The sequence below is a fragment of the Sphingopyxis sp. genome, from assembly GCF_036261875.1.
Lineage (GTDB): Bacteria > Pseudomonadota > Alphaproteobacteria > Sphingomonadales > Sphingomonadaceae > Sphingopyxis.
In genome coordinates, this window is record NZ_DATAJZ010000022.1 from 186,151 (window position 1) to 212,651 (window position 26,501).

Sequence of the window (26,501 nt, forward strand, 5' to 3'; positions counted from 1 at the left end):
AAAATGGGTTTCAAATGCGGGATCGTCGGGCTGCCCAATGTCGGCAAGTCCACCCTGTTCAACGCGCTGACCGAGACGCAGGCGGCGCAGGCAGCGAATTATCCCTTCTGCACGATCGAGCCGAACATCGGCAATGTCGCGGTGCCCGACGCGCGGCTCGACAAGCTCGCCGCGATCGCGGGAAGCCAGAAGATCATCCCGACCCAGCTCGCCTTCGTCGATATCGCGGGGCTGGTGCGCGGGGCGTCGAAGGGCGAAGGGCTCGGCAACCAGTTCCTCGGCAACATCCGCGAGGTCGACGCGATCGTCCACGTCCTGCGCTGTTTCGAGGATGACGACATCCAGCATGTCGAGAACAAGGTCGATCCGGTCGCCGATGCCGAAACGGTCGAGACCGAGCTGCTGCTTTCCGACCTCGAAAGCCTGGAAAAGCGCGTTCCCGCCTTCGCCAAGAAAGCGACGGGCGGCGACAAGGAAGCCAAGGCGGCGGCGTCGGTGCTGGGGCAGGCGCTTGACCTGCTGCGCGCCGGCAAGCCCGCGCGGCTGACCGAGCCGAAGGACGTCGAGGAGGAGCGCATCCTCCGCCAAGCGCAGCTTCTGACCACCAAGCCCGTCCTCTATGTCTGCAATGTCGAAGAGGGTAACGCCGCGACCGGCAACGCCCACAGCGAAGCCGTCTTCGCGCGCGCGAAGGCCGAAGGCGCGCAGGCGGTGATCGTCTCGGCGGCGATCGAGAGCGAATTGGTCGGCATGGACGCCGACGAGCGGATGATGTTCCTCGAGGAGATGGGCCTCCACGAAACCGGCCTCGCGCGCGTAATCCGTGCCGGCTATGAATTGCTCCATCTTCTGACTTTCTTCACCGTCGGGCCGAAAGAAGCGCGCGCCTGGACCGTCCACAAGGGCGCGAGCGCGCCCGAAGCAGCGGGCGAGATTCACAGCGATTTCCAGAAGGGCTTCATCCGCGCCGAGACGATCGCTTTCGACGATTATGTCACGCTGAGCGGTGAGGCCAAGGCGCGCGAAGCGGGCAAACTGCGCGCCGAGGGCAAGGGCTATGTCGTGCAGGACGGGGATGTGATGCACTTTTTACATAGCTGATCGGGCGGCGCTCTGAAACTTCGTCATTGCGAGGAGCGCAGCGACGAAGCAATCTCCAGCTATGCGCCCGGACGCTCAGCCCGCAGTCTACATCATGACCAATCGGAAGAGCGGCGTATTATACACGGGCGTCACTTCCGACCTGATCGGTCGCGCATGGCAGCATCGGCAGAAGACGAGCGGCTTTTCGGCGCGTTATCGATGCGACAAGCTCGTCTGGTTCGAAATGCATGGCGATATGTATTCCGCCATCAGCCGCGAAAAACAGATCAAGGCAGGATCGCGAGCCAGGAAAGTCGCACTGATTGAAGCCGGAAACCCGGAATGGCGCGATCTGTTTTCCGAGTTGACTGGAAAACAGGCAGGCCGCTGAAGCCGGATGGTTTTGGATCGGTCCCTTTCGTCATTGCGAGCGAAGCGAAGCAATCTCCAGCCATCGGCCTTGCGCAAAGCCCGATAGCTGGAGATTGCTTCGTCGCTGCGCTCCTCGCAATGACACGGTGTTACGGCTCGAACGCCGTCAGTATCGGGCATGGCCCCACATCGCTTGCCGCGCACTGATCGGCGAGGCGCGCAAGCGCCGCGCGGGCTTCGGTCATTTGCGCGATCTTTTCGTCGAGCGCGTCGATCCGCTGGCGCGCCAGCGCCCGCACGCGGATGCGGTCGTCGCTTTCCTCGAGCGCGAGCAGTTCGGAAATCTCCTCGAGCGTGAAGCCCGACGCCTGCGCCGCGCGGATGAATTTCAGCCGCCGCACATCGTCCTCGCCATAGCGGCGGACGCCGCCGCCCCAACCGTCGCCGCCGCTGCGCACCGGCGTGCAGAGCAGGCCGCGGCGCTGATAATAGCGCACCGTTTCGACCCCGACCCCGCACGCGGCGGCCAATTTTCCGATCGTGAAGGACATGCTTGACTCCGTACCATGGTACGGACCCTATATGGGGCGTATGACGAAACAGGCAATCCTCCATCGCATGGTCATGCCGGGGCATATCTGCCCCTATGGCATCAAGGCAAAACATCTTCTGAAAAGCCGCGGCTTCGCAGTCGACGACCGCTGGCTGACGACGCGCGAGGAGACCGACGCGTTCAAGGCCGAGCATGGCGTGAAGACGACCCCGCAGACCTTCATCGATGGCGTCCGCATCGGCGGCTATGACGACCTGCGCCGCCATTTCGGGTTGAAGGTCGCCGACCCCGACGCCACGAGCTACACGCCGGTGATCGCACTGTTCGCGATGACCGCGCTGATGGCGCTCGCGGCGGGCTTTGCCGTCGACGGCACGCCGTTCACGCTGCGCGCCGCCGAATGGTTCATCTCGTTCAGCATGATCGTCCTCGCGCTGCTGAAATTGCAGGACGTCGACAAGTTCGCGACGATGTTCCTGAATTACGACCTGCTCGCGCGGCGCTGGGTGCCTTATGCGAGCATCTATCCGTTCGCCGAGGGGCTGGCGGGGGTGCTGATGACCGCGCACGCCCTGCCCTGGCTGTCGATCCCGGTCGCGCTGTTCATCGGCGGCATCGGCGCAGTGTCGGTGTTCAAGGCGGTCTACATCGACAAGCGCGACATCAAATGCGCCTGCGTCGGCGGCAGCAGCAAGGTGCCGCTCGGCTTCGTCTCGCTGACCGAGAATGTCATGATGATCGCGATGGCGCTGTGGATGGCGCTAATGTGGTTCTGATCGGATAGCTGGGCTATGCCGCTGGCATTGAGTCGCCCTTGCCTGTGGAGTGCCCATGCTGAACCGCCGCCATTTCCTCGCCACCGCCACGCTCGCGGGCCTGTCCGCCCCCGCGATCCTGCGCGCGGAAGCGGGCTTCTTCCGCGATTTTCCGTTCAGCCTGGGCGTCGCGGCGGGCGATCCGGCGAGCGATGGTTTCGTAATCTGGACGCGGCTCGCGCCCGACCCGATGGAGCGGCACGGCGGGATGCCGCTGGTCAATGTGCCGGTCGAGTGGGAAGTCGCCGAAGACGGCGGCTTTCGCACCATTGCGGCCAAGGGCACCGAGCTCGCGCGGCCCGAGCTCGGCCACAGCGTCCATGTCGAGGTCGCGGGACTGAAACCCGACCGCCCCTATTATTACCGCTTCACCGCGGGCGGCGAGCGCAGCCTGCGCGGACGCGCGCGCACGCTCCCCATGGTCGGTGCCCGCACCGACGCGCTGAAATTCGGTGTGTGCGGCTGCCAGCATTATGAATCGGGCTTCTACGGCGCCTATCGCCACCTCGCACGCGAAGATCTCGCCTTCGTCTATCACTACGGCGATTTCATCTATGAATATCAGCAGGACTATCTCTTCCCCGACGGCCTGCCGGTGCGGCCGGTGCGCAAATATGCGCTGCGCGGGTTGCAGGACCTCACCGATTTCCGCACCTCCTACACCCAGACCCTGCTCGACATCGACATGCAGGCGGCGCGATCGGTCCACGCCTTCATCTCCAGCTTCGACGATCACGAAATCCGCAACGACTGGGTCTCGGTCTATGACGACTGGAAGATGGGGCTCGACGTCAACGATCCCGACGCGCCGCCGCCCGACATCTTCATGCTGCGGCGGCAGGCGGCGTTCCAGGCGTGGTACGAGCATATGCCCGTGCGCAAGGCGCTGCTCCCCAAGGGCGGTTTCATCGCCGCAAACCGCGAGCTGCGCTATGGCGACCTTTTGTCGATGCAGATCCTCGACACGCGCCAATATCGCGACAACCAGCCGTGCGGCGACGGCTTCAAGCCCGCCTGCCCCGACGTCTTCGCCAAAAATGCCGAGGTATTGGGCAAGGCGCAGGACGATTGGCTCGCGAAGAATCTGGCGAAAGGCGGCGCGACCTGGAACGGCATCGCCCAGCAGGTGACGATGATGTCGCTCGACCGCCAGCGCGACGACCGCGATCCGGAGAAGATCCTGAACCTTGACAGCTGGGCGGGGTATGAAGCGCCGCGCGAGCGGATGCTCTCGCGCCTCGCGGGGTTGAAGAACGCGGTGGTCATCACCGGCGACGAGCATCAGAATTTCTGCGGCAACCTGATCCTCAAGGACAAGGTGGTCGGCGCGGAGTTCGTCGGCACTTCGATCACCAGCGGCGGCGACGGCAGCGACCTGCGCAAGGGCACCGACGTCTTCCTGAAGCGCAATCCCGAGCTCAAATTCGCCAACGATCTGCGCGGCTATATGGTCTGCGAAGTCGGCCGCGAGGCGTGGCAGACGCATTTCATGACCGTCGACAAGGTGACGACGCCGGTGAACACGCTGTCGAAGCGCGCGACGGGGGTCGTCGAGAACGGCGTCGCGGGCATCAAGATGTCGGCCTGATCCTGTCATGATCGCATAACGAACCGATTGCAGGAAACGCCTATGAAACGCCTGATCGCCATCCTGCTCCTGTTCTTCGCGGCGGCGCCGGCGCACGCCGACGAGGACGCGCGGACGCCGGTCACGGTGCTGGTTTCGATCGACGGTTTCCGCGCCGACTATCTCGATCGCGGCCTCACGCCGAACCTGTCGCGGCTCGCGGCCGAGGGCGCCCATGGCAAGCTGCGTCCATCCTTTCCGACCAAGACATTCCCCAATCATTACGCGATCGTCACCGGCAAGCGCCCCGACACCAACGGCATCACCGGCAACAATATGATCGACCCGCGCCGTCCCGATGTGAAATTCAGCCTGGGCGATGCGAAACAGGCGCTCGATCCCTTCTGGTGGGACGAGGCCGAACCGGCGTGGGTCACCGCGGGCAAGGCGGGCGTGCGCACCGCGACGATGTTCTGGCCGGGCAGCGAGGTCGCGATCCATGGGGTTCGCCCGCCCGACTGGCTGCGCTACGACGAGCATATCGGCAATGCCCAGCGGATCGAGACCGTGCTCGACTGGATGCGGCGCCCGGCAGCGATACGCCCCGCCTTCGTCACTCTCTATTTCGACACGGTGGATACGGCAGGCCACAGATTCGGTCCCGACAGCGCCGAGGTGAACGCTGCGATCGCCGAGGTCGACGCCCGCATCGGCGACCTCGTCGCGGGACTGGGCGCGCTGGGCCAGCCGGTGCGGCTGCTGATCGTGGCCGATCACGGAATGCACGCCACCGACGACGCACGCGTGATCCAGCTTGCCGACCTGATCGACCTGCCGAGCATCATCGCCGTCGAAACCGGCCCCTATGCCGCGATCGAGCCGGCGGCGGGAACCGACGACCGGGTTTATGCGGCGCTGTTGAAACCGCACGACCATATGGCATGCAGCCGCCGCGAGGCGCTGCCCGAGCGGCTCCACTATGGCCGCAATCCCCGCGTCGCCGCCATTATCTGCATCGCCGAGCCGGGCTGGACGATCCTGGCCGGACCGCCCGCATATCCGGTCAAGGGCGGCGCGCACGGCTATGACAATCAGGACCCCGAGATGCTCGCCTTGTTCGTCGCGAGCGGCACCGGCCTGTCGGGCGACATCGGCATCGTCGACAATATCGAAGTCTATCCGCTGCTGATGCGCCTGCTCGGCGTCGCGCCGCTGCCGAGCGACGCGAGCGGGGTCCTGGCGAAACGGCTGACAAAATAGACGGCTTGCGCGAGGGGCGCCGATCGCGTCATAGGCGGGCCATGCTTTACTATGAAGATATAGAGGTCGGCGTCGTCCGGCGGTTCGGCCGCAAAGAGGTGGTGCGCGAGGAAGTGATCGACTTCGCGTCCAAATATGACCCGCAGCCCTTTCACCTCGACGACGCGGCGGCGGCGCAGACCTATTTCGGGCGGCTGTCGGCGAGCGGCTGGCATACCGGCGCGATGATGATGCGGATGATGGTCGACGACATGAAGCAGCACGAACAGGCCGGGCTCGGTTCGCCTGGGATCGAAGATCTGCGCTGGCTGAAGCCCGTCTATCCGGGCGACACGCTGCGCTGCGAGAGCGAAATACTCGAAAAGCGGCGGTCGGGAAGCCGGCCGGAAATGGGGATCATCCAGTCGCGGATGACCGTGTTCAACCAGCATGACGAACCGGTGATGACGATGCGCTCGGCGGGTCTGATCCGCGTGCGGGACGTGGGCGGCGCGGACTGATTTTCAATTGGAAAATCGTCATTGCGAGCGCAGCGAAGCAATCCAGGGCGGTTTACAGCCGCTCTGGATTGCCGCGCGGCTTCGCCGCTCGCAATGACGATCAGAGAGAGTCGCGCAGGATCGCCATCGCGTCGATCGACGCGGCGGGGGCGCTCGATATCTGGAGCAGATAGCGGCCCGGTTCGACGTCATATTCGACCATCTTGCGGATGCCCGAGCAGTCCGGGCCGTGGCCGTGCGCGGCCGATTTCAGGAATTTGCCGTCGCGAACGAGGTCGATCCACGCCCCCGCGCCGAGCGCGACGACCAGCCGGCCGGGCGTCTTGACCTCGATCGGCACCATGCCGCCATATTTGAAGGGATCGGGCTTGCGTTCGGGCGCGATCTCGAAGCGCAGGCTTTCAAAGCGATGGAGCCCCAGCGCCGTTCGCGCCGCCCCGAGCGACGGCCAACTGGCCTCGCGCGATTCGCCATAGGCATAGATGGTCTTGCTCGCCGCCGCGCGCGACCAGTCGGAAAGCTCGGGCGGAAGGACGGCGCCCGCTGCGCAGGCGGGGGCGGGCTTCGCCGGCTTGGCGGCAATCGTCGGGGCGCCGATCAGGGCCGTGGTCAGCAAAGCCGCCGCAATATGACGCTTCATCCTATTTCCTCCCGAACAATTTTTCGACATCGTCCATCGCCAGCTTCACCCACGTCGGCCGCCCGTGGTTGCACTGGCCCGAGTGCGGCGTGACCTCCATCTGGCGGAGCAATGCGTTCATCTCGGCAACATTCAGCGTCCGCCCCGCGCGCACCGAGCCGTGGCACGCCATCGTCGCGGCGACGAGTTCGAGCCTCTCCGACAGGCCGAGCGCAGCGTCGTAGCCCGCGAGGTCGTCGGCGATGTCGGTGACGAGCTTGTGGCAGTCGATCGCCCCCAGCATCGCTGGGGTCGCGCGCACCATCACCGCGGCGGGGCCGAAGCGTTCGAGTTCGACACCGAGCGCGGCAAGCTGCGGCGCCGCGGCCTCGAGCCGGTCGCACGCGGGCTCGTCGAGTTCGACGACCTCGGGCAGCAGCAGGCCCTGCGACGGCACTGCCTGCCCGCTCATCCCGCGCCGCAATTGTTCGAGCACGAGCCGTTCGTGCGCGGCGTGCTGGTCGACGATGACGAGGCCATCTTCGGCCTCGGCGACGATATAGGTTTTCGCGATCTGGCCGCGCGCGATGCCGAGCGGATGTTCATCGACTTGCGGAGGCGCCAGTTCGGCGACCTCGGCGCGGCCCGCAAGCGGTGCGGGTGCGCTCGCGAAGGGGGTGAGCCGGTCATAGACGCGCGCGACCGCCTCGTTCGCCGGCGGCATGTCGGTGCCGAAGAGATGCACGGCGGGCTCGGTGCGGCGGCCGAAGAGAAAGCCGCTTGCGGGCTCGGGCGGCGGCACCGGTTCCTGCCGCCAAGCCGCCAGCGCTGCCTCGGCGGGGCGCTGGACGCTGCGGAAACCATGCTCGTCGAGTGCGCGGCGCAAGCCCCCGACGATCATGCCGCGGATAAGCTGCGGATCGCGGAAGCGCACCTCGGTCTTGGCAGGGTGGACGTTGACGTCAACCTCGCTCGTCGGCACGTCGAGGAACAGCGCGACGACCGGATGGCGGTCGCGCGCGAGCAGGTCGGCATAGGCGCCGCGCAAGGCGCCAACGAGCAGCCGGTCCTTCACCGGGCGGCCGTTGACGAACAGATATTGATGATCGGCGATGCCGCGATTGTAGGTCGGCAGGCTGATCACGCCGCCCAGATGCACCTCGCCGCGGTCGAGATCGACGCCGATGCTGTTCGCGGCCAGCTCGCGCTGGGTCAGCGCCGCGACGCGCGCGAGCCGGTCCTGTCCGCCCTGGACGTCGAGCACACGGCGGCCGTCATGCTCGACGACGAACGCAATGTCGGGGCGCGCCATCGCGAGCCGCCTCACGACGTCGAGGCAGGCGGCATATTCGCTGCGGCCGCTGCGCAGAAACTTGCGCCGCGCGGGGACGCGCGCGAACAGATGCTCGACGAGGACGCGGGTGCCCTTCGCCCGCGCCGCCGGCCCCTCGGCCGCGAGCGCGCCATTGTCGACGACGCGCCGCCAGCCGTCGCCGCCCACCACCCGGCTGTCGAGCGTCAGCCGCGCAACGCTGGCGATCGAGGGCAGCGCCTCGCCGCGAAAACCCAATGTCGTCACATCCTCGATCGCATCGTCGGGCAACTTCGACGTCGCATGACGTTCGAGCGCGAGCGCCATGTCGGCGGCGGTCATGCCGCAGCCGTCGTCCTCGACCTCCAGCCACAGGATTCCGCCCTCGGCGATTCGCACCGAAATGCGAGTCGCACCGGCGTCGATGGCGTTTTCAACCAGCTCTTTGAGCGCTGCGGCGGGTCTTTCGACCACTTCACCGGCCGCGATCCGATTTACGAGCTTTTCCGGCAGGCGACGTATTGACATGGGGCCTCTCGTAGCGCAGTCGGACGCAAATCGCGACCCATCCGCACAGCCTGATCATTTTGTCCAGCCAGCCCCTTGTGGACGAGCCGGAATCTCCCCCTGATTGTAGCTGTCGCCGGCCGGGCGCGCGGATGGAATCACGATAGGGGCGTGTCCGTCAGGGACGCAGCTTCGATGACAGGAAGCAGTATAGATGTCCTTCTTTTCCCGCTGGCTCAAATTCAACTCCCAGGACATGGCGATCGACCTCGGCACCGCGAACACGGTCGTCTATGTGCGCGGCAAGGGCATCGTGCTCAACGAACCCTCGGTCGTCGCGGTCGAGACGCTGAACGGCATCAAGCGCGTGAAGGCGGTCGGCGACGACGCCAAGCTGATGATGGGCAAGACCCCCGACAGCATCGAAGCGATCCGCCCCTTACGCGACGGCGTCATCGCCGACATCGATGTCGCCGAGCAGATGATCAAGCACTTCATCACCAAGGTGCATGGCGGCAAGCCCAACGCGTTCCGCAGCCCCGAGATCGTGATCTGCGTCCCCTCGGGCTCGACCAGCGTCGAGCGCCGCGCGATCCGCGACGCCGCCTCGAACGCGGGCGCGAGCGAAGTGTGGCTGATCGAGGAGCCGATGGCGGCCGCGATCGGCGCCGACATGCCGGTCACCGAACCGATCGGGTCGATGGTCGTCGACATCGGCGGCGGCACGACCGAAGTCGCGGTGCTTTCGCTCCGCGGCCTTGCCTACACCACCTCGGTCCGCGCAGGCGGCGACAAGATGGACGAGGCGATCGTCTCCTATGTCCGCCGCCACCACAACTTGTTGATCGGCGAAGCGACCGCCGAGCGGATCAAGAAGGATTTCGGCATCGCGCGCATTCCCGCCGACGGCGTCGGCATGACGATCCACATTAAGGGCCGCGACCTCGTCAACGGGGTGCCGAAGGAAATCTCGATCAACCAGGCGCAGATCGCCGAAGCGCTGTCCGAACCGATCGGCACGATCGTCGAGGGCGTGCGCATCGCGCTCGAGAACACGGCGCCCGAACTCGCCGCCGATATCGTCGACCAGGGTATCGTCCTGACCGGCGGCGGCGCGCTGATCTCCGAACTCGACGAGTTGCTGCGCGACGCGACCGGGCTGCCGGTCACGGTCGCCGAGGACCCGCTGACCTGCGTCGCGATCGGCACCGGCCGCGCGATGGAGGATCCGGCCTTCCGCGGCGTGCTGCAGCAAGCCTGATCGTCTAGGCTCGCATCATGGTCCGCCCGGCACATCGGCGTCCGGGGCAATCCCGAAAGGCCCAGTACAGCCTGTTCGCTGCCTATGTCATTGCGGTGACCGGGGCGGTGGCGGGCCTACTGCTGGCCGTGCTGTCGGTCGTCGATCCCGTCGGTTTCGCCCAGCTTCGCATCGCGAGCCACGAGGTGACGGCGCCGGTGGCCCGCGCCACGCGCTCGGCGATCGGCTCGATCTCCGGCATCGACGATGCTGTCTCGGCCTATGTCGGCGCGGGGTCGCAGAACCGGCGGCTGCGCAAGGAACTCGCCGAAACGCGGCGCCAGCTCGTCGCGACGAGTTCGCTGCAGGAAGAGAACCGCCAATTGAAGGCGCTGCTCAAGCTGCAGGAAACCGACAAGAGCGCGATCGCCAACGGCTATCTCCTCACCTCGACCTCGACCAGCAGCAAGCGCATCGCGCTGCTCAGCATCGGCCGCAATCTGGGAGTCGAGGCCGGACAGCCGGTGCGCGGCGCCGACGGGCTGATCGGGCGCGTGCTGGGGTCGGGACCGTCGGTGTCGCAGGTGCTGCTGATCACCGATATCGACACGATCGTTCCCGTCCGCCGGGCGCGCGATGGCTTGCCCGCGCTCGCCTATGGCCGCGGCAACGGCGACCTCGACGTCCGCACGCTCAACATCGCGAACAATCCGTTCAAGCCCGGCGACATCCTCCTCACCTCGGGCACCGGCGGCCTCTATCCGCCCAATATCCCGGTCGCGATCGTCGCGCGCCGCCAGAATGACGGCGCGCTCGCGCGCCCGCTCGCCGATCCCGCAAAGGTCGATGCGGTATCGGTGCTGCGTCCCTACACGCCCGAAGATGCCGAAGCGCAGTTGTTGAGGTCCGCGCCGGGCGCCATCCCCGAAGTCCCGAAGGCGCCATGAACCCGAAAGGCCCCCGCCTCGGCGAGCCGGCCTCGCGCTGGCGGATGATCGTCGTTCCGGTCGCGAGCGTGATGTTCGCCTCCGCGCTGCCGCTGATGCTGCCGCTCGTCGCGAGCTCGCCGGTGCTGCCGCCGCTCGGGCTGCTTTTCTTCCTGTCGTGGCAGCTCCTCAGAACCGAGATGTGGCCGGTGTGGATAGGTCTGCCGCTCGGTCTGTGGGACGATCTGTTCAGCGGGGCGCCGATCGGCACCGCGGTCTTTCTGTGGACCGCGGCCAGCATCGCGATCGCCTATCTCTCACAGCGCATCTATTGGCGGGGTTTTTTTCACGACTGGGCGATTGGCGCTTTACTTGTCGCGATCATCCAGGCTCTCGCGGCGCTGCTCACGCACCCGCACGCCGCAACGGGACGTGTTCTGGGGCTCGTCGCGCCGCAGATCGTCGTCTCGGTCCTCCTGGTTCCGCTCTTCCTTCGCCTCACGGGGAAGTTTGACAATTTCCGCCTGAAGCGCAGATAAATCCGCCCAATGTTCGGCAAGAAGAGCCCGCCCATCACCGAAGCCTGGAGGGGCATCACCTTCACCCGCCGCGCGATCGTCGTCGGCGGGGCGCAGGCGGCCCTGTTCGGCGCGCTCGCGGCGCGCATGGCCTATATCTCGGTCGTCGACAACGAACGCTATGTCCTGCAATCGGAAAGCAATCGCGTCAATCTGACGCTCGTGCCGCCGCGCCGCGGCTGGATCGTCGACCGGCACGGCAAGGCGCTGGCGAACAACCGCGTCAGCCTGCGCGTCGACATCATCCCCGACCGGCTCCACGACAAGGATCTGGTGCTAGGACAGCTCAAGACGCTGCTGCGGCTCGACGGCGACGCGATGGAGCGGATCGAGCGCGACCTGAAAGCCGCGTCGGGATTCCAGCCGGTCGCGGTCGCCGAGGACATGACCGAGCAGGAATATAGCTCGATTCTCGTCCACCTGCCCGAGCTTCCCGGCATCGCGCCGCAACGCGGCTTTGCGCGCAACTATCCGACCGGCGCGGCGGTTGGCCATCTGATCGGCTATGTCGGCGCGCCGACCGCCGAGGAGTATGAGAAGGTCAAGGACCCGCTCTACATCACCCCCGGCTACAAGACCGGCAAGGACGGGCTCGAAAAATATTTCCAGGACATGCTGCGCGGCAAGCCCGGCGCCAAGCGCGTCGAGGTCACCGCGCGCGGCAAGGTGGTGCGCGAGCTTTCGACCCAGCCCGACACGCAGGGCAAGACCGTCCACCTGACGATTGACGCCGACCTGCAGGACTATGCCGCGCGGCGCATGGGCCCCGAATCGGGCGCGGCGGTCGTCATCGACACGCTGACCGGCGACATCCTCGCCTTCGTCTCGATGCCCAGCTTCGATCCGAACAGCTTTTCAGACGGGATCAGCACGTCGGAATATAGCTGGCTGCGCGGCGACGACCATCAGCCGCTGATCAACAAGGCAACGCGCGGCCTCTATCCGCCCGGATCGACGCTGAAGCCGATGGCGGCAATCGCGGCGATCGGGCATGGCATGGACCCCAGCGAGCGCCACACCTGCATCGGCGGCTACCGCCTCGGCAACCGCTTCTTCCGCTGCCTCGGCACCCACGGCAGCCTCGATATGCCGCACGCGATCATGAAAAGCTGCAACAGCTATTTCTACTGGGTCGCCGACCGGCTGGGCTATGACGCGATCGCCCCGACCGCGCGCCTGATGGGGCTTGGCGAGGAATTCCAGCTCGCGGGCAGCAATCAGCGGTTCGGCACCATCCCCGACAGCGCGTGGAAGATGAAGAAATACGGCCAGCCCTGGTCGGCATCGGATTCGCTGAACGCGGTGATCGGTCAGGGCTATGTCAGCGTGAACCCGCTCCAGCTCGCGGTCATGGCCTCGCGCATCGCCTCGGGCCGCAGCCTCTATCCGCGCCTCGTCAACCGGCAGTTCAAGAACGACCCCCTGCCCTTCTCGGCCGAAGCGCTCGGAACCGCGCGCCTGGGCATGGACCTGGTCGTCAACGGGCCCGGCGGCACCGCCGGGCGCAGCCGCCTGCCGCTCGACGGGATCACCATGGCGGGCAAGACCGGCACCGCGCAGGTGCGCGGGCTCAACACCGGCAACGGCAAGGGCGGAACGTGGAAGTTCCGCGACCACGGCCTGTTCATCGGCTTCGCGCCGGTCGCCGATCCCCGCTACGCCATATCGGTGATCATCGAGCACGGCATGGGCGGCAGCCGCGCCGCCGCCCCCGTTGCCAAGGACATCCTCACCTTCCTCTACGATCGCGAAAAGGCGATGGAAGCGCTCGATGCGTTCGAGGCCGGCTGGGGCGGCACGATCAAGGAGCGCATGGACCGCAATTATGCGGCCTGGAAGGCCGGCATCGCCGCGCCCGATCCGGGGCTCGCGCAATGATCCCCGTCCCGCCCGCCATCCAGCGCATTCCGTGGAAGCTGATCGCGCTGCTCGGCGCGATCGTCGCCTTCGACCTGCTCGTCCTCTATTCGGCAGCGGGCGGAAGCTGGTCGCCCTGGGCTTGGCAGCAGGGTGTGCGGTTCCTGATCTTCCTGGGCGTCATGCTCGGCATCAGCCGGATGCCGCTCCGGATCTTCGAGGATTTCTCCTACCTCGGCTATCTTGGCGTGCTGCTGTTGCTCGTCGCGGTGGAACTGCTCGGTTTCGTCGGCGGCGGCAGCCAGCGATGGCTCAACCTCGGCTTCATGAACCTCCAGCCGTCCGAGTTGATGAAGGTCGCGATCGTCCTCGCGCTCGCGCGCTTCTATGCGCAGCTCCCGCCCGGCAGCACGCGCACCTTCACCGCGCTCTGGCCCGCGCTCGCCGCGATCGGCGTTCCCGCGGCGCTCGTCATGCTGCAACCCGATCTCGGCACCGCGCTTGCGATCAGCATCGGCGGGGTCGTGGTGATGTTCGTCGCCGGCCTGCCCTTCTGGTGGTTCGGCAGCGCTGCCGGCGCGGGCGCCGCGGCGCTTCCGGTGCTGTTCTCGATGCTTCACGACTATCAGCAGAAGCGCATCCTGATCTTCCTCGATCCCGAAAGCGACCCGCTCGGCGCCGGCTATCATATCAGCCAGTCGAAGATCGCGATCGGATCGGGCGGGATCGGCGGCAAGGGCTTCCTCAACGGGTCGCAGAGCCACCTCGACTATCTGCCCGAGGGGCATACCGACTTCATCTTCGCGACGATGGCGGAGGAATGGGGGCTGATCGGCGGGCTCGGTCTGCTCTTTGCCTTCTTCCTGCTGATCCGCTGGGGGACGCGCGTCGCGTTGCGCGCCCGCACGCGCTTCGGCCAATTGACCGCCGCCGGCCTGACGATGACGATCTTCTTCTATATCGCGATCAACCTGTCGATGGTGATGGGCATGGCGCCGGTCGTCGGCATTCCGCTGCCGCTCTTTTCCTATGGCGGTTCGTCGATGCTGACGATCATGACCTGCGTCGGCATCATCCTGGCGGTCGAGAACGACAGCAAGACCGGCAACCGCCGCTTTCACTGAGGCGCGGCTCAGCCCTCGACGGTGAAACGCGCCTCCAGCGCCGTTTCCGAACTGCCGCCGACGAACAGCGAGAAGCCGCCCGGTTCGACCACGGGCGCAAGATCGGCGTCGAGCAGCGCGAAATCGGCGGCCGTGAGCGTGAAGCGGGCCCGTTTGCGCTCGCCGGGCGCGAGCGCGATGCGGGCAAAGCGCTTGAGCGCCTTGACCGGGCGGGTCGTGCTCGCGACCTCGTCGTGCAGATAGAGCTGAACGACCTCCTCGACCGCGAACCGGCCTTCGTTCGCGATCCAGAAAGCAACGTCGAGCGCGGCGCCGGGCGCGACCCGTTCGGACGACAGGGTCAACGCCTCGTAACGGACGGACGCATATGTCAGGCCGTGGCCGAAGGGATAGAGCGGGGTCCAGGGGGCGTCGACATATTTGGCGCTGTTGCGTTCGCTCTCGCTCGCCGGACGGCCGGTGCTGCGGTGGTCGTAGTGGATCGGGATCTGCCCCACGTGGCGCGGAAAGCTGATCGGCAGGCGGCCCGACGGGCTGACGTCGCCGAAGAGCAGATCGGCAAGCGCGGCCCCCGCCTCGACCCCCGGATGCCAAGCCCAGAGGATCGCCGGCGCGCGGTTGGCGAGCGCGCCGATCGTCAACGGACGGCCCGCGAAGATCACTGTCGCCACCGGCTTGCCGAGCGCGAGGACCGCGTCGGCAAGCGCCTGCTGATCGGGCGCGAGGTCGAGCGCGACGCGGCTGCGTGCCTCGCCGCTCATGTCCCAATCCTCGCCGAGGCAGAGGATGACCGCATCGGCGTCGCGCGCCGCCGCCAGCGCCGCCTCGCCGCCCGCGGCATGCAGCACCCGCGTGGCGGAGCCGAGCGCCGCGGCGATCCCTTCGCGCGGGGTGATCGCATCGGCGGCGACGCCGGTCGGCGCCCAGCTTCCCAGCATCGAGCGGCGGTCGTCGGCGAGCGGGCCGATGACCGCGACGCTGCGCACGGCCTTGGACAGCGGCAGCACCTGTCCTTCGTTCCGCAGCAGCACCGTGCTCTTGCGCGCCAGGTCGCGGGCGGCGGTGCGATGCTCGCGGCGCAGCGTGTCGCGCTTCGCGCGCGCGGGGTCGCAGTTGCGATAGGGGTCGGCGAACAGGCCCAGCGCCGCCTTCGCCTTGAGCAGCCGACGCGCCGCCGCATCGACAAACGCGATGTCGAGCCTGCCCGCCTTCCCTTCGGCGGGCAGCAGGTCAGCATAGATGCCGCTGACCATATCGATGTCGATCCCGGCCTCCATCGCGAGCCGCCCGGCTTCGGCATCGTCGGCGGCTACGCCGTGCGCGACGAGTTCGCGGATGCCGGTATAGTCGCTGACGATCAGGCCGTCGAATTTCCACGCCCCGCGCAGCACGCCGCGCAACAGCTCGCGGTTGGCGTGCATCGGGACGCCGTTGACCTCGTTGAACGCGGCCATCACGCTCGCCGCGCCCGCGGCGATCGCGGCCTGAAAAGGGGGGTAATAATATTCGGCGAGGCGCCGCGGCGACACATCGGCGACGTCATAGTCGCGCCCGCCCTCGGCCGCACCATAGGCGACGAAATGCTTGGCGGTCGCCATCATCGCGTCGGGGTCCGACAGCTTGCCGCCCTGAAAGCCGCGCACGCGCGCTTCGGCGAAGCGGCAGGCCAGTTCGACATCCTCGCCCGCGCCCTCGACGACGCGGCCCCAGCGCGGATCGCGCGCCATGTCGACCATCGGGGCATAGGTCCAGTGGAGGCCGTTGGCGGTCGCCTCGACCGCCGCGATCCGCGCCGCTTTCTCAGCCGCCGCCGGATCGAAGCTCGCCGCCTCCCCGAGCGGGACCGGGAAGATGGTGCGGAAGCCGTGGATCACATCGTCGGCGAAGAGCAAAGGAATGCCGAGCCGCGTTTCCTCGACCGCGATACGCTGGAGCCGCCGGGTGGTGTCGGCGCCATAGACGCTGAGGAAGGAGCCGATGCGGCCCGCGCGCACGTCAGCCTCGCTGCCCGCAGGGACATAGGGACCGGTGTCGTTGCGCTGCCCACGCGCCTGTGCGAGCTGGCCGAGCTTTTCGGCGAGCGTCATCCGCGCGAGCAGCGCGTCGATGTCCGCCGCGGCGATGCGCTCCGCCGCCTTCGCCCCGGCGCTCGCGAGGACGGCGGCGGCGAGCGTGCCGGCGCCAAGAAACTCGCGGCGGTTGAGGCCGGAGGGGTCGGACACGCCCTGCCCCTCGCGCCCTATCGGACGGCGTCGGCGGCGGGGCGCTTGCCCGTCTCGACCCAGCCCTTTAGCGCTTCCCAGGTCGCGGTCATCTGTTCGGGGGAGAAGCCGCAGTGGGTATAACCCTCGACCCCGCCGACCGGCAGCGCCGCCTTCGTCCCCGGCACCGTATATTGGACGAGCCGCTTTTCGTTGCCCGCCGCCGCGACGATGCGCCCCAGCGCCTCCGACTGGGCATAGGGGACGAGCGAGTCGATGCGGTTGTGGATCGTGACCAGCGGCACGTCGAACCGGCCGGTCGCCTGATGCCAGCGGCGCGCGTTGGCGACCGCCGCCGGGTCCGCCGAAATGCGCTGGACCCTGGCGTTGAAGGCGGCGGCCTCCTCGGCCGTCATCTCGGGGCTTGCATAAACTTTGCCGACGTTGCCGTAGATGTTGCCGCCGAGTGTCGCATCGAGATCATCCATGCCCAGCGTCACGGTGACGAGCGGAAAGGCGATCGAGGCCACTTCGGGCTCGAAGCCGCCGATCGAGGCAACCTGTTTCAGGATGTGTGCCTCGCGCCCGTCGGGATTCGCCGCGGCCGCCTGCGCCAGCATCAGCACCGGCATGGCGATCTGCACGATGCGCCCGTTGCGAAAGGCGTCGCTGCTCGCCGCCTCACCCGCGGGCGTGTCCATCGGGAAGGCCGATTTGAGCAGGTCGTGCTCGCCGGGCAAGGCATAGGGCGTGCCTTCGGTCAGCACATTATAGGCGGCGCGCATGTCGATGAGCTGCGCGAACAGGCTTTCCCAGCCGTCGGTGACGCCGCACGCCGAAATCGCGCCGGCAAAAGCCTTCGGATGCTGTTCGATCAGCGACATGACGATATTGCCGCCCATCGATCCGCCCGCGACGAGCACGCGCTTCGCACCGAGCCGGGTCAGGAAATCGCGCAGGCGGAGCGTGTTCTCGGTCGCCGTCTCGACCCCCATGCCCGCCTTGTCATAGGCGCTGTGGCCCGCAGCATAGCCGTCCTGATAGACTTTCAGCATCATGCCGTTGGTCCCCACACCAGGCGAGAGCGGATCCTCGGCCACCGCGACCGGCGACCCCGGCGCCGAATAGCCATGCGCGAAAAGCAGGGCGCTGCCCTTCCAGCCTACCGGGAAAGCGACCGAGAACTGGTCGCCTGCGAGCTTGCCCGCGAGGACGAAGCCGCCGTCCGGCGCGGGAAGCGTCTTGAGGTCGGTGGCGCCGAGCTTCGCCGCCTTCGCGACCAGCGCCGATTGCGCCGATGTCAGCGTGACCGCCGGGGTCTCCTCCGCATGAAGCGCCATAGGCGCGGAGAAGGCCAACAGCGCGGGCGCCAGCCGCATCGCGAACGATAGTCCCATCCCTTTACGCATCATCTCCACTTCTCCCTGCTTCGCTATCCCGGATCGCCAGCAATTCCAGCGTCACGCCGTTGGTCCAGCCAAACCCCGTTTCGGTGCCATATTCGCCGCCCGAGCCCGCCGAACAGGCGACGACGTCATATTTTTCGAGAAGCTGGCCGGTCGCGGCATAATGCGCCTCGACCATCGCGATCCAGCGATCGGCGATCGCATCGGCAAGCACCGTCTCGCCATAGCGGCGCAGGCCCGTGATCGCGATCCATTGCAGCGGCGCCCAGCCGTTCGGCGCGTCCCATTGCTGCCCGCTGTCGCACAGCGTCGTCATCAGACCGCCGCGCCGCAGCAGGCGCCGCAACGCCGCCGCGCTCCGCGATGCGCGCTCGCCGGTCGCGAGCCCGGCGAAGAGCGGAAACGCCGCCGCCGCGGTCAGGCGGTCCGACGGTGCGCCGCTGTCGAGATCGAAATCGGCATAGTGGCCGCCCGCTTCGTGCCACAGATGATCGGCGATGGCACGCGCGCGGGCGTCGGCGCGGGCGGCATAATCGGCGGCCATGGTGCGGTCGCCCAGCCCCTCGGCTTCGGCCGCGATCGCCTGTTCAAGCCCGAAGAGGAGCGCGTTGAGATCGACCGGAACCAGCCGCGTCGTGCGGATCGAGCCGAGGCTGTGTCCGTCGGCGAGCCAGCGCGAACTGAAATCCCAGCCGCTTTCGGCGGCAGCGCGCAGGTCGCGCCACAGCGTCCCCGCATCGCGCGCCTCGGCTTCGGCGGCGAGCGCGACATCCTCGCGCCAGCTTTCGTCGCGCGGGCGATCGCTGTCGTCCCAATAGCGGTTGAGCAGCGCGCCGTCGGCCAGCCGCACGACGCGCCGCGCCGCGGCCCCGGGCGCGAGGCCGGCGGCGCCGTCCATCCAATAGTCATGCTCGCGCACCATCCAGCCGAGCCGGCGGCGGCGGCCTTCGCCGCTGGCGTCGCGCGACAGCGCCGCCATCAGGTGGAAGAAGGGCGGGTGCGAGCGGCTGACATAATAGCTGCGCGTGCCGTTCGGGATATGGCCAATTCGGTCGAGCAGGCTGCCGAAATTGGCGATCATATTCTCGACGAGTTGCTGCTGCCCCGAACGCGCGAGGCCGAGCATGGTGAAATAGCTGTCCCAATAATAAAGCTCGCGAAAGCGGCCGCCGGGAACGACATAGGAATGCGGGAGCCAGAGTTCGGACGATCCCGGCGCGGGTTCGTTCGCGGCGCGGGTCAGCAGCGGCCACAGCGCCTCTATATGCGCGGCGAGTGGGCGCTGATCGAGCGGCGGGTCGGCCCAGTCCTGCGGCAGGTCGAAATTGGCGAGGACGAAGCGGCGCAGCCCCTCCCCGCCTTCGGGTCGCTCGGCCTGCCAGTCGGCGAGGATCGCGGCGGGCGCACGGCGCGGGCGCGCGTCAGCGAAAGTCTTGGAATCGGGGAACAGCCCGCATTCCTGCACCGCCGCGAACAGCGGCCCGAACAATCCGGCGGGGGTATCGACGGCGATCATGCGGCCGCTCCCGCGACGCGCCGCCGCACCAGCGGCAGCGCAAGCGCGACCAGCGCGATCGGGAGGAGCAGGAGATAGAAAGCGGTCGTCCCCGGCAGCGTCTGGAACAAGAGCCCGACGAGGAAGGAGCCGATCGTGCCGCCGAGCGCGGAGAAGATCACGATCAGCCCGATCATCGCCGCGTGGCGCTGCTGCGGCAGCGCGCTCAAGGCGACCGAACAGACGGTCGGGTAGATGGGCGCGAGGAAAAAGCCGATCAGCGGAAAGAGCCAGGCGGCGGCGGGCGCGCTGGCCCAGCCGATCCCGGCGCGCGGCTGTACCCCTTCGGCCAGCGGCAGCGCCGCGACGACAAGCAGCGCCAGCGCCGCAAGGCAGGCGAGCAACACCGGCAGCCAGTCGATGCGGCGAAGCAGGATGCCCGACGCCAGCCGCCCGAGCGCGAGCGAGGCGACGAAGAGGCTCGACATCTGGACGCTCATCGCGGCGGGCAGATGCAATATCTCGCGGTTGAAGGTCGGCAGCCAGGTGCCGACCCCCTGCTCGACCAGCACATAGAGGAACAGTGCGGCAAGCACCGCGGCGGTCGCGGGAAGCGCAGCGAGCGCAAGCATCGCCTTCCAACCCGCCGTCACCGAAGCCTCTGCCCCGTCGGCCGGAACCACTCGCTCGTCGAGCCGGACGCCGAGCCAGAGGATGGCCGCGAGCGCGCAGACCGCCGCGAGCAACCAATAGACGCGTAGCCAGTCGCCCGCGTCGATGAACCAGCCGAAGATCCACGCACCCGCGAGCACGCCGCCCATGAACACGCCCTCGATCAGGCCGGTGATGCTCGCATGGTCGGCGGGATCGCGCGCGACGAGGCCGATCGCCGAATAGGTTGCAATCTTGGTGATGCCGAACGCCAGCCCGGTCGCCACGAACAGCGCCTGCATCGCCGCAAAGCCGGTGGCGAAGGAGGCGAGCAGGCAGGCGGCCGCCATCGCCGCGAGCACCGCGATCAGCGAGCGGCGATAGCCGAAGGCGGGCACCGCGGCGACGAGCAGGAAGGAGGCGGCGACGACCGACAGATCCTTGCACGCCTCGAGCGTCGATCCCATCGGCTTGCTGATCCCGAACTGGGCGATCGATTGCAGGATGACGGTCCCGACGCTGTTCATCAGCAGGCCGAGCAGCGCATAGGTGAGCGCGAGCAAGACGATGGTGCGGGTTCGCATCAACGCGCGCTGCGTCCCAGATGCCGGTCGAAGAAGGACGCGATCAGGCGATACGCTTCCATCGATTCGGGCATGTCGGGCCAGACGAAAAAGGCGTGCGGCAGGCCGTCGAACAGATGGAGTTCGCTCGGCACTCCGGCCGCCGTCAGCCGCCGGTCGGCGAGCGTCAGCGCGCTGACCGCGAAATCGCGTCCGCCCGCGAGCAACAGCGTCGGCGGCATCGCCTTGATCTCGTCCGGCGCAGCCAGCGGATAGGCGGCGGCATCGCTCGCCGGGACATCCTGCATATAGGCGAGCGGCAGCACGTCGGGGAGCGCGGGCACGGGCAGAGCCGCGCCGCCGGTGATTGGTCCGGCCAGATAGGGACTGTCCCCCGAATAGGGCGCGCCGGTGCCGCAGAAGGTGCCGATCGCGCCGGGGCGCGGCAAGCCCTGACGGCGTATCCACGCGGTCGCCTGCGCGGTGATGACGCCGCCCGCGGAGCAGCCGTAGATGCCGATATTCTCCGGCCGATGATCTTTGAGCAGCGCCTTGTAGACCGCGGTGACGTCCTCGGATGCCGCGGGATAGTGATGCTCGGGCGCGAGGCGGTAATCGACGGTCACGACCTTGACGCCCATCGTCGCGGCGACCGGAATCGCCTCGACCAGCGCGCCGCTGCCCGATCCCCACATGAAGGCACCGCCGTGGACGTTGAGGAGCACGCGCGCGGCATTGCCCTTGGCGATCCCGGCCGCGGGTTCGACGATATCGACGGTGACGCCGCTGATCACCGTGCGCTGCTCGCGGGTCTGGAAATGCTTCCGCATCTCGGCGAGGCGGTCGTCGTTGTAGCGGTCGTAAAAGGCGCGCTGCTTTGCGACGTCGGTCGCGATGTCGGGGGGTGCGGTCGCGGCGGCCATGCGCTGGAGCACGGCCTGCGCCTCGTCGCTGAGCTGGTTCGACACCGGCAGGGTGAAGGCCGGCACCGCGAGCTGGACCGCGGCGGGCGATGCGGCCGCGAGCGCGGCCGCGGCGAGCAATATCCTCATGGTTTTTCTCCCAGCCGCTCGGTGAAGAAGCGCGCCATCACGGCGAAGGCGGCATCGCTTTCGGGCGCATCGATATAGGCCCAGAAGGCATGCGGCAGTCCGTCGAACACCACCAGCTTCGCGGGGGCGCCCGCCGCATCGATCGCACGACAGAAATCGGCGGTGCCGCTCAGCAGGAAATCGCGCGTGCTGGCAAGACACAGCGTCGCGGGCCAGCCGGTCAGGTCGCCGCGCTGCGGCGAGACGAGCGGATCGCTCACCGCCCGTCCGCCCGCATAGAGCGCGGCCAGCGCATCGACGCCCGATGCGTCGGCGAACAGCCCGGCGCTGTCGCCGACCCGCGACAGGTCGGCAGCGCCCGAGAAGAAGCCGAGCGCCGCGGGCTGCGGCAATTTCTCTGCGCGCAGCCGGGCGACGAGCTCGGCCGACAGGATCGCGCCCGCTGAGGTGCCATAGACGCCGATCCGTGCCGGATCATGGTCGGCCAGCAGGGCGCGATAGACGGCGAGTGCATCGTCGACCCCCGCCGGAAAGACATGTTCGGGGGCCAGGCGATAGCGCACCGCGACGACGCGATAGCCGGTGAGTGCCGCGACCGCGGCATTCTCGCTGATCGACCCCGCATCGACGATGAAGCCGCCGCCGTGAAGGTTGAGCAGGACCGGCGCCTTCGCCGCGCCCTTGGCAGGCGCGAAGATGCGGACCGGAACCCCGGCGATCGCATCCTCCTTCATCGTCACGCCGTAGCGCGCGAGGCGCGGCACGCCGATTTCCTGCTGGATCGCGTCGATGCGCGCGCGACGTCCCGCGATGTCCGCGGGTTCGGGCGAGCGCGCGGCGTCGGCGGCGAGCCCCGCTTTCGCCTCGGGCGACAGAAAGTCGGGCCACGGCGCCTTGACTGCCTGCGCCTGAGCCGTCGCGGATACGAGTGCCGCTGCGAGCAGGGGCACCAGAGAAAACCGGATCATCCTGCCCGAACTCCGCCCGCCCGCGCGATCGCGCCGAGCCGTTTCGCGCTCGGCTTGACCGTCCGCTTGAAGGTTCGCCGGTCGACCGACACCAGCCCGAATTTCGGGCCATAGCCCGACATCCATTCGAAATTGTCGAGCAGCGACCAATGGATATAGCCGAGCACCGGCACCCCATCACGGCGCGCCGCCTCGACCGAGGCGACGGCTTCGGGAATGAAACGCTCGCGTTCGCTATCGTCGGCGGCGTCGATGCCATTCTCGGTCACCATCACCGGCAGCCCTGTCGCCTTGTGGGCATAACGCACGACATTGCCGACCGCGGCGGGAAACCATTCGCCGCCGCCCGGCCGCTTCGGCGCATCAGCGGGCGGATCGACGTCGCGGTCGGCGCCGACATAGGCGCGGCCATAGGTCTGCACGCCGATGAAATCATCCTTGTCCATCACCGCGAAGAAAGGGCCATAGACTTCGGCGCGCTTGCGCTCGATCCCGCTGTCCGCGCCGACCGCGACATTATCGGGGATGGTAAGGCTCATCCCGATCGGCAAATCCGAGCGCGCCGCGCGGATCGCCGCGCGCGCCGCGACATGCGCAGCAACCACGCCGGGGATCATCGGCGCCGGATCGCCCGCGTTGAGCAACGAGAAGCGATCCGATCCGCTCGCCTTCGCCGCCGCCGCGCAGCAGGCCGCGACGGCATCGCGCATCGCCTGCGATAGCGGGTGAATGGCCCAGTTGCCGCCGAGCGCCAGATTGGGCTCGTTGAAGGTCAGCGCATGGCTGATCCCCGCCGCCATTGCGCGCGCGACCCGGTCGCAATAGCGCGCGAACAGGTCAGGCGCGTCGGGATTCTCCCACCCGCCCGCCGCCGCGAACCAGCGCGGGGTGGTGAAATGGTTGAAGGTGACGGCCGGCGCCAGCCCCTGTTCGCGGCAATGATCGACGATCCGCGCATAATGATCGAGCCAGGCCTGGCTGAACTGCCCCGGCGCCGGCTCGATCCGCGACCATTCGACCGAGAAGCGATAGCAGTTGAGCCCGAGCGCCTTGACGATCGCGACATCCTCGCGCCAGCGGTGCAGGCTGTCGCACGCATCCCCCGACGGCTCGGCGAAGATGGTCGGCTTCACTTGCTCGAGCAGCCAGATGTCGGCATTGATGTTGTTGCCCTCGACCTGATGCCCTGCGGTCGCGGCGCCCCAGAGGAAGGGATGCGGGGCCGGAGCGGCGCGGAGCGAACCGGCCGCGGCGGCGGCGACCGCCGCAGCGCCGAGGCCGATCATTTCGCGCCGGTCGAACCGGGTTCCGGTCGTCATGCCGGGCTCAGAAGCGATAGCGGGCCTGCACGCCATATTGCGCCGGCTCCCCATAGATCGAGTTGATGAAACCCGAATTATTATAGCCGGGATTGGCGGTGACGCGATATGCCTTGTCGAAGATGTTGGTGCCATAGACCGCGAGGTCGACCGGCGCGCCGAACATATTGTTCCACTCGAACCGCAGATTGACGAGGCCATAGCCCGCGATCGTGTCGAACGGCTGCGCTTCGGGGGTCACGCGCTGGCTCGACTGATAGGTCCAGTTCGCGTTGAACGCCATCTCCCCCACCCCTTCGACGGGCGGCAGGTCGATCCGCCCGTTGAGGCTGAACTTGTGCTTGGGCACGAAGGAGAAAGGCGTTCCCGACAGGTCGCGGCTTGGCTGCGCGGCGGTCAGCGCCGAGGGGATTTCGGGAATCGCGATCGAATCATATTCGAGATATTTCGCCGAATTATAGGAATAGACCGCGCTCAGCGTCAGACCGCGCACCGGCACGAGCTGCCCCTCGAACTCCAGCCCCATCACCCGCGCCTTCTTGGCGTTGGTCAGAATGTCGGACCCCGCGATCGTCGCGCGCTGGATCACCTGAATGTCGTTATACCAAGTATAGAATGCAGCGATGTTGGTGCGTGCGCGGGCGTCGCCGCCAAGGTTCCAATCCTTCTTCACGCCCAGTTCGAGATCGGTGACCTTTTCGGGACGCACCGCGAAGAGCGGATGTTCCTCGCCCAGGAAGAGCGAGACGATCGGGTTAGTGGCGCCCGACTTATAGCCGCGCCGCGACACGGCATAGAGCAAGGTGTCGGGATTCGCCTGCCAGTCGAGCCCGAGTTGCCAGGTCGGCCCATTGCTCTTGCCGTTGAAGCTCGGCGTCGTGCAATTGGGGTAATAGAGGGTCGGGAACCCGCCCGCCGCCACCGCCTTGAAGGCGTCATAGGTGCAAAGATCGGCGTTGAGCCCAATCACCTGCGCCGCCTGCGCCGGCGTGATGACGCCGAGCGCCGCGAGTTGGTTGAAGACGTCGTAGCTTTCGGCCGCCTGATAGGCCTGGATCTCGCCGCCGAAGCGGTCCCAGGTCCAGCGGAAGCCCGCGGTCGCGGTGAGGTCGGGCGTCAGCTTATATTGCGCCTGCGCATAGATCGCCCTGCTCTGGGCGCTAACGCGCGCGGTCGGCTGAAGGCTGAGCGCGGGGAGCAGCGGCCCGTCGACGCCGAGCGCCGCCTGCAGCGCGGGCGGCAGGATGATCGGACCGCCGCCGAGGATGCCGCCGAACTGCATCGGATTGACGGTCTGGAAGGTCAGCGGCGACGGCGTCTTGTCGTCGAGGAAAAAGCCGCCTGCCTGGATGCGCAGCGTGCCGTCGTCATAACGGAGCTGCAGTTCCTCGGTGATCGTGCGCAGGTTGTTGTTGTAGCTGCCCGGATAGGCGCCGAGCAGGTCGGCGATCGGCAGCGGCGTGGAATCGCGGTCGGTCGCGCTCGTCGAGCGGGTGCGCGCATAGCTGAAGATATTTTTGAGCGTCAGCGTGTCCAACAGATCGATCTCGGTATTGTTGAGCGCGAGAAAGCTCTTCGCGACCTCGCGCGTCGGGACACTGAGCGCCGTCTCGCGAACGCCGCGCGCCTGCTGCTCCACCAGATAGGGCTGGAGCAAAGCGGCATAGGGGCGATCGGGATTGACCGCGAGCAGGATGCTGCCGCCGCCATGCTCCTTCACATTGACATAGCTGACCGCCGTATAGCTGCGGATCGTGTCGGTGGGGTTGAACTGCAGGCCGAAGCGCAGGCTGTAATTGTTGCGGTTGAGATAGTCGAAGCCCGTGACGGCATCGCGGACATAGCCGTCGCGCTTGTCGAACTGGCCGGCGAGACGGATCGCCAGCTTGTCGCCGACCAACGGGATGTTGAGCGCGCCCTGCCCGCTGCGCCGATCATAATTGCCGAGCGTCAGGTCGGCATAGCCTTCGACAATGCCCATCTTCGGGTGCATGGGTTCAAGCAGCACCGCGCCGCCGGTGGTGTTGCGTCCGAACAGCGTGCCCTGCGGGCCCTTCAGCACCTGAAGCGAGGCAAGATCGAAAAAGCTGCCGGGCCCGCTGACGCTGGTCGGCACTTCGGCGAAATAGCCGACGACGCCCGGACCGCTGCCCGTGCCCTGCCCCTTGCTGCCGCCCATGCCGCGGATCGAATAGGTTTCCTGATTGCGCGCAACGTCGCCGACGACCGACAGCGACGGCGTGTAATTCTGAAGATCGGTGCCGTTGTTCACGCCCTTTTTGCGCAGACTGTCCTGGCTGAAGGCCGTGATCGCGATCGGCACCTGCTGCGCGCGCTCGTCAACGCGGCGCGCGGTCACGATGATTTCGTCGAGACCGCCCGCGGCCGAATCGGTTTCCGGCGTGTCCTGCGCCAGCACCGGCGCGGGAACCGCCGCCAGCGCCAGCGGCGCCACGCCCCAGCAAAGCGACATCCAATATTTGCGCGTGATTGCCATCGATCATCCTCCCTCGGCGGGCTGTGTCACCCGTTC

The 26,501-nt window shown here is 67.4% G+C and carries 22 protein-coding genes; 11 read left to right on the plus strand and 11 right to left on the minus strand.

All coding sequences use genetic code 11. From position 1 onward, the window contains the following. Positions 1–3 precede the first annotated feature (3 nt). Both ychF and VHO04_RS10200 read left to right on the plus strand, forming a co-directional pair. On the plus strand, positions 4–1,101 hold the full coding sequence (gene ychF / locus VHO04_RS10195; protein ID WP_329628225.1) for a redox-regulated ATPase YchF: 1,098 nt from the start codon (positions 4–6) through the stop codon (positions 1,099–1,101). 61 nt (positions 1,102–1,162) lie between these two features. Continuing rightward, complete coding sequence (locus VHO04_RS10200; protein WP_329628226.1) at positions 1,163–1,474, plus strand: GIY-YIG nuclease family protein; 312 nt, start codon at positions 1,163–1,165, stop codon at positions 1,472–1,474. Positions 1,475–1,604: 130 nt separating this feature from the next. On the opposite strand, the gene VHO04_RS10205 is transcribed toward VHO04_RS10200, so the two are convergent. Further along, positions 1,605–2,006 (minus strand): MerR family transcriptional regulator, encoded by a 402-nt coding sequence (locus VHO04_RS10205; protein ID WP_329628227.1) that lies wholly within the window; start codon positions 2,004–2,006, stop codon positions 1,605–1,607. 31 nt (positions 2,007–2,037) lie between these two features. On the opposite strand from VHO04_RS10205, the gene VHO04_RS10210 reads away from it, so the two are divergent. From VHO04_RS10210 to VHO04_RS10225, 4 genes are read left to right on the plus strand one after another with little or no spacing between them, the layout of a single operon-like run. After that, a complete protein-coding gene (locus VHO04_RS10210; protein ID WP_414713100.1) occupies positions 2,038–2,784 on the plus strand; it encodes a MauE/DoxX family redox-associated membrane protein in 747 nt (248 codons plus the stop codon). A 55-nt stretch (positions 2,785–2,839) separates the two neighbouring features. Continuing rightward, entirely contained in the window at positions 2,840–4,411 is a 1,572-nt protein-coding gene (locus tag VHO04_RS10215; protein ID WP_329628229.1) for an alkaline phosphatase D family protein, read from the plus strand. A 42-nt stretch (positions 4,412–4,453) separates the two neighbouring features. Continuing rightward, the gene (locus VHO04_RS10220) at positions 4,454–5,650 is read left to right on the plus strand and encodes a nucleotide pyrophosphatase/phosphodiesterase family protein (protein WP_329628230.1); all 1,197 of its coding nucleotides are present in this window, start codon (positions 4,454–4,456) and stop codon (positions 5,648–5,650) included. 41 nt (positions 5,651–5,691) lie between these two features. Then, the gene (locus tag VHO04_RS10225) at positions 5,692–6,150 is read left to right on the plus strand and encodes a MaoC family dehydratase (protein ID WP_329628231.1); all 459 of its coding nucleotides are present in this window, start codon (positions 5,692–5,694) and stop codon (positions 6,148–6,150) included. Positions 6,151–6,250: 100 nt separating this feature from the next. Here VHO04_RS10225 and VHO04_RS10230 read toward each other — a convergent pair whose 3' ends face one another. Next, positions 6,251–6,790, minus strand: coding sequence for a hypothetical protein (locus tag VHO04_RS10230; RefSeq protein WP_329628232.1), 540 nt, complete (start codon positions 6,788–6,790; stop codon positions 6,251–6,253). A 1-nt stretch (position 6,791) separates the two neighbouring features. Continuing rightward, the gene (mutL, locus tag VHO04_RS10235) at positions 6,792–8,609 is read right to left on the minus strand and encodes a DNA mismatch repair endonuclease MutL (RefSeq protein ID WP_329628233.1); all 1,818 of its coding nucleotides are present in this window, start codon (positions 8,607–8,609) and stop codon (positions 6,792–6,794) included. A 193-nt stretch (positions 8,610–8,802) separates the two neighbouring features. Between mutL and VHO04_RS10240 the strand changes: the two genes are divergently transcribed. The 5 genes from VHO04_RS10240 to rodA are packed head-to-tail and all read left to right on the plus strand — an operon-like array spanning position 8,803 to position 14,313. Continuing rightward, on the plus strand, positions 8,803–9,849 hold the full coding sequence (locus VHO04_RS10240; RefSeq protein WP_054725639.1) for a rod shape-determining protein: 1,047 nt from the start codon (positions 8,803–8,805) through the stop codon (positions 9,847–9,849). A 17-nt stretch (positions 9,850–9,866) separates the two neighbouring features. After that, positions 9,867–10,775, plus strand: a complete 909-nt coding sequence (gene mreC / locus VHO04_RS10245) for a rod shape-determining protein MreC (protein WP_329628234.1) — start codon at positions 9,867–9,869, stop codon at positions 10,773–10,775. After that, positions 10,772–11,293 carry a rod shape-determining protein MreD gene (gene mreD / locus VHO04_RS10250; protein WP_329628235.1) on the plus strand — a complete coding sequence of 174 codons (522 nt, stop codon included), beginning with the start codon at positions 10,772–10,774 and terminating at the stop codon, positions 11,291–11,293. The genes mreC and mreD overlap by 4 nt, the downstream gene beginning before the upstream one ends. 9 nt (positions 11,294–11,302) lie before the next feature. Continuing rightward, positions 11,303–13,210, plus strand: coding sequence for a penicillin-binding protein 2 (gene mrdA / locus VHO04_RS10255; protein WP_329628236.1), 1,908 nt, complete (start codon positions 11,303–11,305; stop codon positions 13,208–13,210). Further along, the gene (gene rodA / locus VHO04_RS10260) at positions 13,207–14,313 is read left to right on the plus strand and encodes a rod shape-determining protein RodA (protein ID WP_329628237.1); all 1,107 of its coding nucleotides are present in this window, start codon (positions 13,207–13,209) and stop codon (positions 14,311–14,313) included. Before mrdA ends, rodA begins: the two co-directional genes overlap by 4 nt. Before the next feature lie 8 nt (positions 14,314–14,321). Here the strand turns inward: rodA and VHO04_RS10265 are convergent, their stop codons facing one another. The 8 genes from VHO04_RS10265 to VHO04_RS10300 are packed head-to-tail and all read right to left on the minus strand — an operon-like array spanning position 14,322 to position 26,465. Then, complete coding sequence (locus VHO04_RS10265) at positions 14,322–16,535, minus strand: glycoside hydrolase family 3 N-terminal domain-containing protein (RefSeq protein ID WP_329628238.1); 2,214 nt, start codon at positions 16,533–16,535, stop codon at positions 14,322–14,324. A gap of 17 nt (positions 16,536–16,552) precedes the next feature. Continuing rightward, a complete protein-coding gene (locus VHO04_RS10270) occupies positions 16,553–17,926 on the minus strand; it encodes an alpha/beta hydrolase (protein ID WP_329628239.1) in 1,374 nt (457 codons plus the stop codon). Beyond that, entirely contained in the window at positions 17,916–19,436 is a 1,521-nt protein-coding gene (treA, locus tag VHO04_RS10275) for an alpha,alpha-trehalase TreA (RefSeq protein ID WP_329628240.1), read from the minus strand. The genes VHO04_RS10270 and treA overlap by 11 nt, the downstream gene beginning before the upstream one ends. Then, entirely contained in the window at positions 19,433–20,650 is a 1,218-nt protein-coding gene (locus VHO04_RS10280; protein WP_329628241.1) for an MFS transporter, read from the minus strand. Before VHO04_RS10280 ends, treA begins: the two co-directional genes overlap by 4 nt. Beyond that, the gene (locus VHO04_RS10285) at positions 20,650–21,681 is read right to left on the minus strand and encodes an alpha/beta hydrolase (protein WP_329628242.1); all 1,032 of its coding nucleotides are present in this window, start codon (positions 21,679–21,681) and stop codon (positions 20,650–20,652) included. Before VHO04_RS10285 ends, VHO04_RS10280 begins: the two co-directional genes overlap by 1 nt. After that, positions 21,678–22,649 carry an alpha/beta hydrolase fold domain-containing protein gene (locus VHO04_RS10290; protein ID WP_329628243.1) on the minus strand — a complete coding sequence of 324 codons (972 nt, stop codon included), beginning with the start codon at positions 22,647–22,649 and terminating at the stop codon, positions 21,678–21,680. The genes VHO04_RS10285 and VHO04_RS10290 overlap by 4 nt, the downstream gene beginning before the upstream one ends. Then, on the minus strand, positions 22,646–23,968 hold the full coding sequence (locus VHO04_RS10295) for a family 1 glycosylhydrolase (RefSeq protein WP_329628244.1): 1,323 nt from the start codon (positions 23,966–23,968) through the stop codon (positions 22,646–22,648). The genes VHO04_RS10290 and VHO04_RS10295 overlap by 4 nt, the downstream gene beginning before the upstream one ends. Before the next feature lie 7 nt (positions 23,969–23,975). Beyond that, positions 23,976–26,465: a TonB-dependent receptor gene (locus VHO04_RS10300; RefSeq protein ID WP_329628245.1), complete on the minus strand. Its 2,490-nt coding sequence runs from the start codon at positions 26,463–26,465 to the stop codon at positions 23,976–23,978. Positions 26,466–26,501: the final 36 nt, after the last annotated feature.